The organism is Pseudomonas sp. NFACC42-2 (assembly GCF_900116055.1).
Taxonomy (GTDB): Bacteria; Pseudomonadota; Gammaproteobacteria; order Pseudomonadales; family Pseudomonadaceae; genus Aquipseudomonas; species Aquipseudomonas marginalis.
The window spans coordinates 215,239-229,328 of the sequence record NZ_FOZO01000004.1 but is presented as its reverse complement, the minus strand read 5'-3'; the positions used below and the strand labels follow the sequence as shown (position 1 = coordinate 229,328).

Sequence of the window (14,090 nt, the reverse complement as noted above, 5' to 3'; positions counted from 1 at the left end):
TCCCACATTGGGTTCAGCGTAAGCTTATAGATCGGATTCCTTTACGACCCGCACCTTGCCCGCATCCAGCGCATAGGCGGCGTCGGCCAAATCGTTGTTCACCGTCTCCACCTTCAACGTGCCGGTCACCCACAGCGGCGTGTAGATATCATCCAGCTTCAAACCCTTGGGATAACGCACCAGCACCAACTGGTTAGGCGGCGGTGGCGGCACGTGGATGCAGGCGCCCGGGTATGGCACCAGGAAGAACAGCGTGCTGCGCCCCTTGGCGTCGGTTTCCAGAGGCACCGGGTAGCCGCCGATCCGAATGTTCTTGCCGTTCATGGCGGCCACGGTCTTGGTCGAATACATCACCGCCGGCAAGCCTTTGCTCTGCTTCAGGCCACCTTTATCGGTGAACGTGCCTTGGGCTTCGGGGGAGTTGTGATCGATCTCGGGCATGGCCTCGAGGGCCTTCTGGTCCGACAGCGGCATCAGGTCGAGCCAGTCGGTTTCCGGCAATTCACCGGCGTGGGCCAGGCCAGAGCCCAGCAGAAGGAGAGTCAACAGGAGACGGCGCATGGAGAGGCTCGGCAAGTACAAGTGGCGAGCATTCTAGCCCTCTGCGCCTGCGCAGCGCAGAGGACTTTGTCGGCTGATTACTTCTTTTTGATCAGGCCGTAGAGCACCAGCAGCACAATGGCGCCGACCAGTGCGCCGATAAAGCCTGCGCCTTGACCCGCCTGGTAGATGCCCAGCGCCTGGCCACCGTAGGTCGCGGCCAGGGAACCGGCGATACCCAGCAGGATGGTCATGATCCAGCCCATGCTGTCGTCGCCGGGCTTGAGGAAACGCGCCAACAGGCCGACGATCAAGCCGATAAAGATGGTTCCGATGATACCCATGGCATTTCCCTCTGAATGAAGTGAGCTATGCCAAAGCCTAGACAGGCTTTGGCATCCTGCAATCAGAGGACGGCGCTAACCAATGGTTCCCGTCGATCCCCGGGTTATTGCTCGGCGATCAGCGCTTCGACCTTGAGGATCTGCGCTTGCAGCGTTGCGCGGTCCTTGCAGCGCAGGTTGGCGTGGCCGACCTTGCGCCCGGCCTTGAAGGCCTTGCCGTAGTGATGCAGGTGGCAGTCTTCGATCGCGATCACGCGCTCCACCGGCGGTACCACGCCGATAAAGTTGAGCATCGCGCTCTCACCGACCTTGGCCGTGGAGCCCAATGGCAAGCCCGCGACAGCGCGCAGGTGGTTTTCGAACTGGCTGCACTCGGCGCCTTCGGTGGTCCAGTGCCCGGAGTTATGCACACGCGGGGCGATTTCGTTGGCCTTGAGGCCGCCGTCGACTTCAAAGAACTCGAACGCCATCACACCGACGTAATCCAGCTGCTTGAGTACGCGGCTGGAATAGTCTTCGGCCAGGGCCTGCAATGGGTGATCGGTGCTGGCCACGGACAGCTTGAGGATGCCGCTGTCGTGGGTGTTGTGCACCAACGGGTAGAAGCGCGTCTCGCCATCCCGGGCACGTACGGCGATCAACGAGACTTCGCCGGTGAACGGCACGAAGCCTTCCAGCAGGCAGGCCACGCTGCCCAGTTCGGCGAAGGTGCCGACCACATCGGCGGCGGTGCGCAGGACTTTCTGGCCCTTGCCGTCGTAGCCCAGGGTGCGGGTTTTCAGCACGGCCGGCAGGCCGATGCTGGCGACGGCAGCGTCCAGGTCCGCCTGGGACTGGATATCGGCAAAGGCTGGGGTCGGAATGCCCAGGTCCTTGAACATGCTTTTCTCGAACCAGCGGTCACGGGCAATGCGCAAGGCTTCGGCGCTCGGGTACACCGGTACGAACTGCGACAGGAAGGCCACGGTTTCGGCCGGTACGCTTTCAAACTCGAACGTCACCAAATCGACTTCGTCGGCCAGTTGGCGCAGGTGGTCCGGGTCGCTGTAGTCAGCGCGCAGGTGTTCACCCAAGGCTGCCGCACAGGCGTCCGGCGCAGGGTCCAGGAAAGCGAAGTTCATCCCCAGCGGGGTACCCGCCAAGGCCAGCATACGGCCCAGTTGGCCGCCACCGATCACACCGATTTTCATCGTCAACACCCTCAGGCGATACGTGGGTCTGGATTGTCCAGCACGCTGTCTGTCTGCTCGGCGCGGAATTTCTTCAGCACCGCGTGGAACTGCGGGTGCTTGGCGCCCAGGATACTGGCGGACAGCAGGGCGGCGTTGATCGCACCGGCCTTGCCGATCGCCAGGGTGGCCACCGGGATACCGGCCGGCATCTGCACGATGGACAACAGCGAATCCACGCCCGAGAGCATTGCCGACTGCACGGGTACGCCAAGCACCGGCAGGTGGGTCTTGGCCGCACACATGCCCGGCAGGTGCGCTGCGCCGCCGGCACCGGCGATGATCACCTCGATGCCACGGGATTCTGCTTCATCGGCATACTGGAACAGCAAATCCGGGGTGCGGTGGGCAGAGACCACTTTCACTTCATACGGAATGCCGAGTTTTTCCAGCATATCGGCGGTGTGGCTAAGGGTGGACCAATCGGACTTGGAGCCCATGATCACGCCAACCAATGCACTCATCGTCGTGCCTCTTCTCTCTGGGCGCCCGCAGGCGCGTCAAAAAACAACAAGCCACGCGGGAAATCCGGCGTGGCTTGTTGTACGAAATTTGGCCGGTTGGACCGGCCGAAGGCCGCGCAGTATACCGTAATAATCCAGATAAACAGCCCCTGGGATGACCATCTGTCTAGCGGGGCAAAGTGGCGGTTTTATTGACTTTCAAGTCAGCCAAATCACCACAAGCCCCCTCCCACATTTGCCCTGCATTCGGCCCGAGAGGGGCTCAGGTATTCTGCGCCGCGCCACCTTCCAACTTGCGCCACAACAACCGCACATTCGCCTTGCGCACCAACGCGCAGCGATACAGCCGAATCTCCAGCGGCACATGCCATTGCGGCCCGCCGCACACCACCAGTTCGCCTCGGGCCAGTTCGGCACGCACGCTCAGCTGCGGCACCCAGGCGATGCCCAGGCCTTCCAGGGCCATGCTTTTGAGGCTGTCGGCCATGGCGGTTTCGTACACCGTGGTAAAGCGCAGCGCGCGCTGGCGCAGCAACAGGTGCACCGAACGGCCGAGGAACGCCCCGGCGCTGTAGGCCAGCAACGGCACACTGCCCTCGCCTTCGAGGTCGAACAGTGGTTTGCCGTCGGCGTCGGCCGCGCATACCGGAAGCATTTCGGTGTTGCCCAGGTGCAGTGAAGGGAAGATTTCGGCGTCCATTTGCATCGCCGCATCGGGGTCGTAGAACGCCAGCATCAGGTCGCAGCCGCCTTCGCGCAGGGCATGCACCGCATCGCCGACGTTGGTGGCCACCAGCCGCGTGGCGATGTTCAGGCCGTCGTTGCGCAGTTGCGCGATCCAGCGCGGAAAGAAACCCAACGCCAGGGAGTGGGCCGCGGCCACTTGCATGACTTCGCCCTGCCCGCCTTCCAGGTGATGCAAATGGCGCAGCACTTCGCCGAGCTGCTCGACCACGGTACGCGCGGTGACCAGGAACAGCTGCCCCGCCGCCGTCAACTCAACCGGCGTGCGCGAGCGATTGACCAGGGTCAGGCCCAATGCGGCCTCAAGGCTGCGGATACGTCGGCTGAACGCCGGCTGGGTGACAAAACGCCGTTCCGCCGCCTGGGAAAAACTGCGAGTCGCCGCCAGGGCACTGAAGTCTTCCAGCCATTTGCTCTCAAGGTTCATCACTGCCTCCCACGGATACGCACCATTTTGGCACACACGCCCGCCATGATAGCCGGGTCACACTCACATTATGCCGTTTATGCATAGGCCAGTGTTTAACAGCATTGGCCCAAAATTTCCTACAGGCCTAGCATTCGCAGCGTTCCGGCCTGTTCCGGGTCCATATCGAGATGATTTCCGTCATGTCCTCCGCTGCATCATTCCGCACAGAAAAAGACCTGCTTGGCGTACTCGAAGTACCTGCCCAAGCGTATTACGGCATCCAGACCCTGCGAGCGGTGAATAACTTCCGCCTCTCGGGCGTTCCGATTTCGCATTACCCGAAATTGGTGGTCGGCCTGGCAATGGTCAAGCAAGCGGCGGCTGACGCCAACCGCGAGTTGGGCCAGCTCAGCGAAGCCAAGCACGCGGCCATCAGCGAAGCCTGTGCCCGCCTGATCCGCGGCGATTTCCACGAAGAATTCGTGGTGGACATGATTCAAGGCGGCGCCGGCACTTCAACCAACATGAATGCCAACGAAGTCATCGCCAACATCGCGTTAGAGGCCATGGGCCACAACAAGGGCGAATACCAGTACCTGCACCCCAACAACGACGTGAACATGGCGCAGTCGACCAACGACGCCTACCCGACCGCGATCCGCCTGGGTCTGCTGTTGGGCCACGACGCGCTGCTGGCCAGCCTCGACAGCCTGATCCAGGCGTTCGCCGCCAAGGGCGTCGAATTCAGCCACGTGCTGAAAATGGGCCGCACCCAATTGCAGGACGCCGTGCCTATGACCCTCGGCCAGGAATTCCGCGCCTTCGCCACCACCCTCGGTGAAGACCTGGCCCGCCTGAAAACCCTGGCGCCAGAGCTGCTCACCGAAGTGAACCTGGGCGGCACCGCCATCGGTACCGGCATCAACGCCGACCCGCGCTACCAGGCCCTGGCCGTACAACGCCTGGCCGTTATCAGCGGCCAGCCAGTGGTCCCGGCTGCCGACCTGATCGAAGCCACCTCCGACATGGGCGCCTTCGTGCTGTTCTCCGGCATGCTCAAGCGTACCGCCGTGAAACTGTCGAAGATCTGCAACGACCTGCGTCTGCTGTCCAGCGGCCCACGCACCGGCATCAACGAGATCAACCTGCCGGCGCGCCAGCCAGGCAGCTCGATCATGCCCGGCAAGGTCAACCCGGTGATCCCGGAAGCGGTCAACCAAGTCGCGTTCCAAGTCATCGGCAACGACCTGGCCCTGACCATGGCGGCCGAAGGCGGCCAGCTGCAACTGAACGTGATGGAGCCGCTGATCGCCTTCAAGATCTTCGACTCGATCCGCCTGCTGCAACGCGCCATGGACATGCTGCGCGAGCACTGCATCGTCGGCATCACCGCCAACGAAGCCCGTTGCCGCGAGCTGGTGGAACACTCCATCGGCCTGGTCACCGCGCTGAACCCGTACATCGGCTATGAAAACGCCACCCGCATTGCGCGTATCGCCCTCGAAAGCGGCCGCGGCGTGCTGGAACTGGTGCGCGAAGAAGGCTTGCTCGACGACGCCATGCTCGACGACATCCTGCGCCCCGAAAACATGATTGCCCCACGCCTGGTCCCGTTGAAGGCCTAAGCGTTTGTTGCACCGCTCACCAGGTTGAGGGACTAGACACCTCTCACCTTTTGAGGGCCTGAAGGCTCGTTCTTCAGGCCCTTTTTTTTGCCTCAAGGTTGTGAAATGACGCCCATAAAAATCCAATATCGCCCTGCAAACCCTCCTTGCCTGTAACAGCTTGGCTGAAACCTTTAATCAGCCCGAGCAGACGGATCACGTTCGCCTAGGTATAGTGCCGCCCCTCTTCGCGTCTGCGGCCGTCGGTAACGAGCCCGGATACACGCGATAGCGCATGAATAACAACACCCGCAAAAGGATTGGGGTCGAACCGTCGCGCACTGCCTGGTGCTATGCGAGGGGTAGGACCGTCCTGCGTTTGCCATTAGAAAAATCAGCGAGGAACACTCCATGCTCGAGGTCATCAACGACTTCCTCTCAGGGAAAGTACTGATCGTGCTCATTGTCGGGCTCGGCGGTTATTTCACGATCCGCTCGCGTTTCGTTCAATTGCGTCACTTTTTCCACATGTTTTCGGTGTTTCGCGACAGCCTGAAAAACAGCTCCGACCAACTCAGCTCGTTCCAGGCGCTGATGCTCAGCCTGGCCGGGCGTGTCGGTGCCGGTAACATCGCGGGTGTCGGCATTGCCGTGACCCTGGGCGGCCCGGGTGCCGTGTTCTGGATGTGGGTCACCGCGCTCGTGGGCATGTCTTCGAGCTTTATCGAGTGCTCCCTCGGGCAGTTGTACAAGCGCACTGACGCGGAAGGCACCTACCGTGGCGGCCCGGCCTATTACATCCAGCACGGCCTGCACAAGCGCTGGCTGGGGATGGTCATGGCGTTCCTGCTGCTGGTGACCTTCGGCTTTGCCTTCAACGGCCTGCAAGCCCACGCTGTGACCCACTCGCTGAACAACGCGTTTGGCCTGGACACCACCTACACCGGCCTGGCCCTGGCGGTATTGCTGGGTCTGGTGTTCATCGGCGGGATCAAGCGCATCGCCTCGATCGCCGACCTGCTGGTACCGGTCAAGACCCTGGTCTACATCGCCGTGACCCTGTACGTGATCGTGCTGCAATTCGACCACGTACCGGCCATGCTCGCGACCATCGTCAAAAGCGCCTTCGGCCTCGACCAAGCCTTCGGCGGCCTGGTGGGCAGCGCGATCATCATGGGTGTGAAACGCGGCGTGTTCGCCAACGAAGCCGGCCTGGGCAGCGCGCCTAACGTAGCGGCAGTCGCTTCGGTAGAACACCCGATCGCCCAAGGTGTGGTCCAGGCGTTCAGCGTGTTCCTCGACACCTTCGTGATCTGCACCTGCACCGCGTTGCTGATCCTGCTCTCCGGCTTCTACACCCCAGGCTTCGAAGGCGACGGCATTGCCCTGACCCAGAACTCCCTGGCGGCTGTAGTGGGCGACTGGGGCCGCATGTTTATCTCGGTGGCCCTGGCGTTGTTCGTGTTTACCTCGATCATGTACAACTACTACCTCGGCGAGAGCAACCTGCGCTTTCTGGTGGGCAACAACCGCAAGGTGCTGATGGGCTATCGCGCGCTGGTGCTGGTGCTGATTTTCTGGGGTTCGATCGAGAACCTGAGCACCGTATTCGCCTTCGCCGACATCACCATGACCATGCTGGCGTTCGTCAACCTGTTCGCCCTGGCGTTCCTGTTCAAGATTGCCATGCGCATCCTGAACGACTACGACAACCAGCGCGCGGCAGGCATCAAGACCCCGGTGTTCGACTCCAGCCAGTTCCCTGACCTGGACCTGGACCGCAAGGCCTGGCCGGCCAATCCGGCAAAACCGGACGTTGCCGCATCGGCAGAACTGAACGCTCAAGTGCAACGCTGAGCGTAGACAGATGACACGCCGCCCGGCCTTGGGCATGCTCTGGGCCCGGCGGCGTTTTTCGTTCAGGAGATTCTTTGATGCAAGCAGCTAACAACATCATGGTGCTCTACACCGGTGGCACCATCGGCATGCAAGCCAGCGCCAACGGCCTGGCCCCCGCATCCGGTTTTGAAGCGCGCATGCGCGAACAGCTCACCAACGTTTCAGTACCCGCCTGGCGCTTCCGGGAAATGTCCCCGCTGATCGACAGCGCCAACATGACACCCGCCTACTGGCAGCGTCTGCGCACCGCCGTGGTCGAGGCCGTTGACGAGGGCTGCGACGCGGTGCTGATCCTGCATGGCACCGACACCCTGGCCTACAGCGCGGCAGCCATGAGCTTCCAATTGCTGGGCTTGCCGGCACCGGTGGTGTTCACAGGCTCGATGTTGCCTGCCGGCGTACCCGACAGCGATGCCTGGGAAAACGTCAGCGGTGCCCTGCTGGCGTTGGGCGAAGGCCTGGCACCCGGCGTGCACCTGTTCTTCCACGGCGCGCTGATGGCCCCGACCCGCTGCGCGAAGATCCGCAGCTTTGGTCGTCATCCGTTTGCCGCATTGCAGCGCAACGGCGGTGCGGCCAAGGCCGAAGCACTTCCCGCAGCCCTGGATTACCGCCAGTCCAAGGCCCTGGCCAATGTCGGCGTGTTGCCGCTGGTACCGGGCATCGGCGCAGCGCAACTGGATGCATTGGTCGACAGCGGCATCCAGGCGCTGGTGCTGGAATGCTTCGGCAGCGGCACCGGGCCCAGCGACAACCCTGCGTTTCTCGCCAGCCTCAAGCGCGCCGAAGAAAACGGCATCGTGGTCGTGGCAATCACCCAATGCCATGAAGGCGGCGTGGAGCTGGATGTGTACGAAGCCGGCAGCCGGTTGCGCGGCGTGGGTGTGCTGTCCGGTGGTGGCATGACCCGCGAAGCCGCGTTCGGCAAGCTCAATGCCTTGATCGGTGCGGGCCTGCCCAATGCCGAGATTCGCCGCCTGGTCGAACTGGACCTGTGTGCAGAGCTGAGTTGATATTCGATACATAGTCACTCTCACCACCCACCTGTCGGTGCCTAGCATGGAAAACCCGAGCCTCTGCCTCGGGTTGTTTCCATCAACCGGCACGACAGGACCCCCTCATGACCTCTTCAACCTCCACCGTCCAGAAACAACTCAAGAACAATGACCCGACACTGGAGCTGATCGCTCAATTCTACGCGGGGCCGTCCTTCAGGGAGGCCGCCACCGAATTATTGCGCCAGGCACTGAATGAGCAATACCCAACCCTGAACATCGACCCGGGCAGCACCTTGATGGGAGTGCCGACCTGGGACCTCCTCGACGACCAGATCGTGGCCGGGCCGCCCGAGTATCACGCACTCAGTGACCTGCTGGCCCGCCAGGCGGTACTGGCGATACCGACGCTGTGCATTGAGGGAGAGCACTTTCTTACACGACAACCGCTCACCGATCCGCCTGTGCATTTGCCCGTGCGCGCAACCGAAGTTGCGAAAATCCTCAACATCAGAGCCCCGGTCATGCTCTGCGCTTTCCAGGAGCACCTGGTCAACTTCTGGAACGAAAGCAACGCCAAAGGCCCGCGCTGGCAGGAACTGTCCAACACCCTGCGTAATGGCTGGAACGTCCAGGAAGTTGAAGCATGGGATGAAACCGACTGCGCCATGGCGCGCAGACTGTTTCACCTGCCCGAGCGTGCCGCTCGACAAATCGATGATCCCTATGCGAGCAAAGCCTGCATGATCGAAATCGAACAGGCGGACGGCACGCAGAGCAAGGGATTTAAAGCACTGCAGATCGCGTTACTGTCGGGCCGGCATGAGCAACGCACGATCATCCTCAGCTACTCACTGCTCAAGGGCTACGAGAAATTCGACTCTCTGGAGCAATTGGGCAAATCACTGCCGGACCATCTCGGGCCACAGGCAAATCGCCCTTCACTCAACTGGCGCTTGTTCGAGCCCGAAGGCAATTTTTTTGATCATCTGGCCTGCGCCTACATCGCTCAGCAGGTTGACGCTGTCGGCGCCATGGATTTTTCAGAACTGCGCGAAGACAGTCCGAGCAAGGTCAACAACGCTTTGAATTCAACCCCGGGACCGGATGCTGCGCCCGCACAAAAAGGGCCCGGACTTGAATGGTATCGCGACGCCTTGCCCGACTGGCTGAGCAGCGCCTCCACCAGTGACCTCAACCGCTACGCACGCCTGCTCAAGGATCTCGCGGCGCTCAACAGTGCGCATGCCGGCGCGTCCTACCTTGAGGACATCCCCGGCATCGAGAAGTATGCCCTTGACCAAATCAAGGATCAGATTCTCTTGGACCACCCAACGGCCGGGCACCTGTCTTTTGAAAAAATCCTCGTGCGCGTCAAGAGCCTGGAAACCTGGGGCTCCTTCATTGTTCCTGGCGTCTACAACACAACCACCTTCACTCTCGTGGAGCTGGCCCTGCAGAACCTGATTGCGCTACCCCTGGGCAACAAAACGATTGAGCTGGATAACGGAGTGGCACTGCCCGAATGGATGACCGTCGACTACGTGGAGAACGTTATCCGGCAGGTTAATATCGGCAAGACCTACCCCGAGCTGATCAACACTAAATTGCTGGACCTGCGCCAGGAGTCCGCCCGCCGCAAAGCGCTCTACACCCAACACATGCGCATCCAACTGCCGCTGATGGCGCTACAGGGCAAGCTTCGTCAGCAGGACGGGATTAATGAACTGGGATACCGTTACATCGCCGCGCTGATGGAACTCGACACCCATGAGCACAACGTGGATGGCCAGGCTATTGTCATGCGCCAATTGGCCTTTGCCCCTAAACGGCGCAGTGGAGGGACCTACGACGAGGTGGCCAACATGTATGTCATCGGCCCGTCAGATCCTGCTGCCGGTCCCTGCCTGCTCTACCGCCCATTGTTCAACCCGCCGCTGGTTCAATACGCCTCGCCTGCCAACCTGATCTACGCCGTGACGCAGTCGACCGAATTGCGCAACTCGGTACTGGCCTGGCTGCCCGACGCTGTGCGCGAAGACTACGCCAACTACGTATTCCCTGGGGACCTGCCTTCTCCCTGGGCTGTTGCGGACTATCTGGTGGAGCCTGACAAACTGTGGACCCTGAGCGGCCCGATGGTGTTGGGCAACGCCGTGCTGAAAGATGACCTGCTCGCCACGCTGTTCACTGCCAACGCCCAGGCATTAGTGACCCTGGCCGATCGCCAGTCAGTCTCCAACGCCGAAAGCCGCTGGGCAACCCTCAAGCAGGCTGGCTGGAACCTGCTCAATGCAGTGCTGCCCTTCCTCAGCCCGACCCTGGGCACCGCCTTGTGGATCTGGCAGGTTCTCGATCAACTGCAACAGTTCGTCGATGCCGAGAAGCAACAGGACAAACCCGCGCAATGGGCAGCCATCACTGACGTCCTGCTCAATCTGGGCCTGGCGATCACCCTGCACATCGCCACACGGCATCAGCACACCGGCAAAGCGCTCGCCGCCCAGCGTGAGCCAGAACCGCCGGCTGAAAAAACCGTCGCTAAGGCGATCGTCATCAAGCAGTTGGCCGACAACGCATCATCCAACCTGCCTGCCGACACTATTTCCCCGCTGAACATCAGTGGCGCGGTCAATCGCCGCACCGAACAACTACGCACCCTGCTGGAGAGCTTCAAGGCCGAAAAACCCGCGACGTTGAGTGGCCCCATCACCAAGACAGGTACTCACCAACACCTCTACCGTTCAGGCCAGAAATACTACGTACCCGTCGGCCCACGCTGGTTCGAGGTATCGGCGCAACCGGACGAGCCAGTGTTCATCATTGATCCAACTAAACCCGGACGTATCGGCCCGGCCCTGATCCATAATGCTCTAGGCCAATGGTTTATCGACAGTCGCCTGCGCCTGCGTGGCGGTGGTCCCAAACGAGCGATCAGACGCACCAGCCTGCAGGCCATGGAAACCGCCAAGCAGTTGCGCGAAAAACTGCAAGCGTTTGAGAACTCCAAAAAAACGTTATCGCTTGACCTGCAACGAACCCGCACGGAAATGACCGAAGCGCCCGATACCTCGGCCGACGACCAACGCCAGCACTATCTGCAAAAACTCGCCACCCAGCGTTCGGACTATGAAACGGCCCTGCAACAACTCAAGCAACTGCACGTGTTTGATCCCATCCCAGACTATCAGCCCAGGGCCATCGCCTATTTGAATGCACAACTGGAATTATCCGAAGTGGGTATCAAGGAGGTCCAGAGCACATTCACTCCAGCCTTTCGCAAAGTACTGGACCAGATCGAGCGCCAGGCCCGCGCGCCTCAGGAACGGCATATCGAAGATGCGCGACAACTCACCGAGCTGAACCAGGACATGATCGAACGCCTGGATTACGTGCACTCACGCTTCGAACAACTGCGGCAACTGTCCTCCGAGGGTTTGCATCAGATCCAGGAGCGGAAAAAGCGAATGCCGTCCTATAGCAGTGACGACCTCAAGGCCTTGCAGGTGACCATGTCGCGCAACCTGTGCCTGGATGAGACCTCTGTTGATAGCGCGCCTGAGGCCTGGACAGCATTGGACAAGATCGTCGATACCGCTGACATTGCAGTCCAGGCCCTGCGCGATACCTTGTTTGAACGCAGCGAAGCACGTCTGGATGAACGTATCGAAGCGCTGGGCAGCCTGATCGAACAATTCGCGGTCATCAATGAGCGTCTGGAGGACCTGCCACAAGACTTCGCCGACGTCGTCGTTCCCGAACAGTTGGAATCCCTGCGCCAGAAAATGCGCGCCTACTCCCAGGATGCGCAGCGGCAACTGACGCTGTTGCATGTCGACCGCGACGCCCTCAGAAGCCGACCCACACCGCCCCCCACACCGCCCAGGGCGCAGAAAAAATTCATCAATACCCGCTACAACGGTGTCTTGATTGGCGAACCGCGAGTGACCTCCGTCGGGCTTGAAACCGACCTGGTGGATATCAAGTCGCCCATCACTCAACAAATCATCGCGACCTACCACAAAAAAGATCAGGGATTGTGGGTCCAGCGCGTTACCACGCCACCGCCATCGCATCCTGCGACACCGCAAATCCAATCAGTCCTTGATAAGGCCCAGGCCTTTCTCGACGGCCTGACGGCGTTCAAGGAGCGTGCCGACGAGCAGGCGAAAAAGCCGGCGCGGACCGCCATCGGTACCGAGTACCTGTATCACCAGCACGCCCTGCTGCTGGAAGAAACCGGCCAGGCCATTGAACAAGCCTTGTCACGACCGCAACTCAGCACTCAGCAGCAGCGTTCTGCAGCCATCCTCCGTCGAAAACTCAAGGAGGCCGCGGCCGAACTCTACCAAGACGCCACCCAGCACGTACGCCGCATGATCAAGGAGCGGCCACCCACCATTGCCGGCGTGGAATGGCTCCAGCAGCGCCGTGAAATCACCCTGAAGAAAACCAAGAATCGACAACGGCTCGAGAGCGCCAGACCGAACTACCTGGATGAGTACACCATCACAGACCGCGTTACCCATGACGTACTCTGGTATGCCCAATTTCACTATTCGACGTCCTGGACGCAGGCCAAGACGTTCATCAAAGCCCGCTTGAAAACGCCTGCTCAGCGCAACCTGGGCCTGGCGACCGATACCCCGTACGGCTTGGACTCGCAGGAACTGCTTGACTACTACCGTAGCGAAATCAACTTGGAACAGGCACGCCGGCTATTCTTCGGCCTCTGATCAACGGGTGCCTGCGGCATGGGAATTGCTCCATCCAAGCAATAACTGCTGGGATCCGCCCCCTATGCTGCACTCACACCTGACCACCTTGAACGCTGTTTCGCTGGTGCTCGAGACCTTCAGCACCGAAGGCATAAGCCATGAGGTGCTGCTGGCCGGCAGCGGCATTGCGGTGGCGGACCTGCACCAGCCCGATACACGGATCACCACTCGCCAGGAGATGCAGGTCTGCGCCAATGCGGTAGCCCTGCGCCAAGACATCGGCCTGGAACTGGGGCAACGCATGCACGTGTCGGCCTACGGCATGCTGGGCTATGCGCTGTTGACCAGTGCCACCTTCGGTGACGCTTTGCGCTTGGCACTGCGCTATCCGGCGCTGCTGGGAACACTTTTCGAGCTGAGCCTTGAGGACGATGGCCAGCAGGTCTGGTTCAGCGCCTGCGATTATCGGGAGGATCCGGCGCTGGCCGCGTTCAATATCGAGCTGTGCCTGGCGTCGCTGAAGGCGATCTGCGACGACTTGCTCGGCCGCCCGTTACCGTTGCTGGGGGCTCGTTTCGACTACCCCGCGCCCGCCTACAGGGCTCGCTATGGCGAACGCTTCGCCTGCCCGCTGCAGTTCCAGGCGGCTACCAATGCCTTTGCTTTCGACCGTCAGTGGCTCGACCAACCGTTGCCCTTGGCCGACGCCATCACCCATCGCGCCATGGCTGAGCGCTGCCGCAAGCAAAACACCGAGTTCACCGGGCGCCAGGCATGGCTGAGCCGCGTACGTCACCTGCTTGCCACGCAACTGCACGCCGCGCCGGGGCTGGACAGGCTCGCCGAACAGTTGAACTGCTCGCCCCGCACCTTGCGCCGTCACCTGCATGATCTGGGCAGCAGCTATCAGGAACTGCTCGATGAGCTGCGCTTCGAGCAGGCCAAGCAGTGGCTGGCCGACGATGCGATGCCCATCCACCGCATTGCCGAGCAACTGGGCTTCAGTGAAACCGCGAGCTTCCGGCATGCCTTCGTGCGCTGGAGCGGCGTCGCGCCGAGTCAGTTCCGCCCATAAGCCCCGGCGGGCGAATAACGGACAGCGTCGTTGGCCATATTTATCCCGTTTTGGCCGCTCCTGCCGTTC

General features: G+C 61.2%; 10 protein-coding genes. 5 read left to right on the top strand and 5 right to left on the bottom strand.

Features of this window, described 5'->3' with window-relative positions:
• Positions 1-24: 24 nt before the first annotated feature.
• From BM416_RS11835 to BM416_RS11815, 5 genes are all read right to left on the bottom strand, one after another.
• Positions 25-561 carry a DUF3299 domain-containing protein gene (locus BM416_RS11835; protein ID WP_065937956.1) on the bottom strand — a complete coding sequence of 179 codons (537 nt, stop codon included), beginning with the start codon at positions 559-561 and terminating at the stop codon, positions 25-27.
• A gap of 77 nt (positions 562-638) precedes the next feature.
• Positions 639-884 (bottom strand): GlsB/YeaQ/YmgE family stress response membrane protein, encoded by a 246-nt coding sequence (locus BM416_RS11830; RefSeq protein WP_065926751.1) that lies wholly within the window; start codon positions 882-884, stop codon positions 639-641.
• A 104-nt stretch (positions 885-988) separates the two neighbouring features.
• Positions 989-2,074: a 5-(carboxyamino)imidazole ribonucleotide synthase gene (locus tag BM416_RS11825; protein WP_027608240.1), complete on the bottom strand. Its 1,086-nt coding sequence runs from the start codon at positions 2,072-2,074 to the stop codon at positions 989-991.
• Positions 2,075-2,085: 11 nt separating this feature from the next.
• On the bottom strand, positions 2,086-2,577 hold the full coding sequence (gene purE, locus BM416_RS11820; protein WP_003176980.1) for a 5-(carboxyamino)imidazole ribonucleotide mutase: 492 nt from the start codon (positions 2,575-2,577) through the stop codon (positions 2,086-2,088).
• Positions 2,578-2,839: 262 nt separating this feature from the next.
• Complete coding sequence (locus BM416_RS11815; RefSeq protein WP_092488180.1) at positions 2,840-3,748, bottom strand: LysR substrate-binding domain-containing protein; 909 nt, start codon at positions 3,746-3,748, stop codon at positions 2,840-2,842.
• Between the two features lie 182 nt (positions 3,749-3,930).
• Here BM416_RS11815 and aspA point away from each other — a divergent pair, with 182 nt between their 5' ends.
• The 5 genes from aspA (at position 3,931) to BM416_RS11790 (ending at position 14,021) form a co-directional block, all read left to right on the top strand.
• On the top strand, positions 3,931-5,355 hold the full coding sequence (gene aspA / locus BM416_RS11810; protein ID WP_025854459.1) for an aspartate ammonia-lyase: 1,425 nt from the start codon (positions 3,931-3,933) through the stop codon (positions 5,353-5,355).
• Between the two features lie 390 nt (positions 5,356-5,745).
• Positions 5,746-7,191, top strand: coding sequence for an alanine/glycine:cation symporter family protein (locus tag BM416_RS11805; protein WP_065937955.1), 1,446 nt, complete (start codon positions 5,746-5,748; stop codon positions 7,189-7,191).
• 77 nt (positions 7,192-7,268) lie between these two features.
• Positions 7,269-8,246 carry an asparaginase gene (locus BM416_RS11800; protein ID WP_092488179.1) on the top strand — a complete coding sequence of 326 codons (978 nt, stop codon included), beginning with the start codon at positions 7,269-7,271 and terminating at the stop codon, positions 8,244-8,246.
• A gap of 107 nt (positions 8,247-8,353) precedes the next feature.
• Positions 8,354-12,964 (top strand): coiled-coil domain-containing protein, encoded by a 4,611-nt coding sequence (locus BM416_RS11795; protein WP_092488178.1) that lies wholly within the window; start codon positions 8,354-8,356, stop codon positions 12,962-12,964.
• 64 nt (positions 12,965-13,028) lie between these two features.
• A complete protein-coding gene (locus BM416_RS11790; protein ID WP_092488177.1) occupies positions 13,029-14,021 on the top strand; it encodes an AraC family transcriptional regulator in 993 nt (330 codons plus the stop codon).
• The last annotated feature ends 69 nt before the right edge of the window (positions 14,022-14,090 follow it).

Bases quoted from the DNA above. Each gene is read 5' to 3' on its own strand.
- BM416_RS11800 (WP_092488179.1), top strand. From the start codon at position 7,269: ATGCAAGCAGCTAACAACATCATGGTGCTCTACACCGGTGGCACCATC.
- purE (WP_003176980.1), bottom strand. From the start codon at position 2,577: ATGAGTGCATTGGTTGGCGTGATCATGGGCTCCAAGTCCGATTGGTCC.
- BM416_RS11805 (WP_065937955.1), top strand. From the start codon at position 5,746: ATGCTCGAGGTCATCAACGACTTCCTCTCAGGGAAAGTACTGATCGTG.
- aspA (WP_025854459.1), top strand. From the start codon at position 3,931: ATGTCCTCCGCTGCATCATTCCGCACAGAAAAAGACCTGCTTGGCGTA.
- BM416_RS11830 (WP_065926751.1), bottom strand. From the start codon at position 884: ATGGGTATCATCGGAACCATCTTTATCGGCTTGATCGTCGGCCTGTTG.
- BM416_RS11790 (WP_092488177.1), top strand. From the start codon at position 13,029: ATGCTGCACTCACACCTGACCACCTTGAACGCTGTTTCGCTGGTGCTC.
- BM416_RS11825 (WP_027608240.1), bottom strand. From the start codon at position 2,074: ATGAAAATCGGTGTGATCGGTGGCGGCCAACTGGGCCGTATGCTGGCC.
- BM416_RS11815 (WP_092488180.1), bottom strand. From the start codon at position 3,748: ATGAACCTTGAGAGCAAATGGCTGGAAGACTTCAGTGCCCTGGCGGCG.
- BM416_RS11835 (WP_065937956.1), bottom strand. From the start codon at position 561: ATGCGCCGTCTCCTGTTGACTCTCCTTCTGCTGGGCTCTGGCCTGGCC.
- BM416_RS11795 (WP_092488178.1), top strand. From the start codon at position 8,354: ATGACCTCTTCAACCTCCACCGTCCAGAAACAACTCAAGAACAATGAC.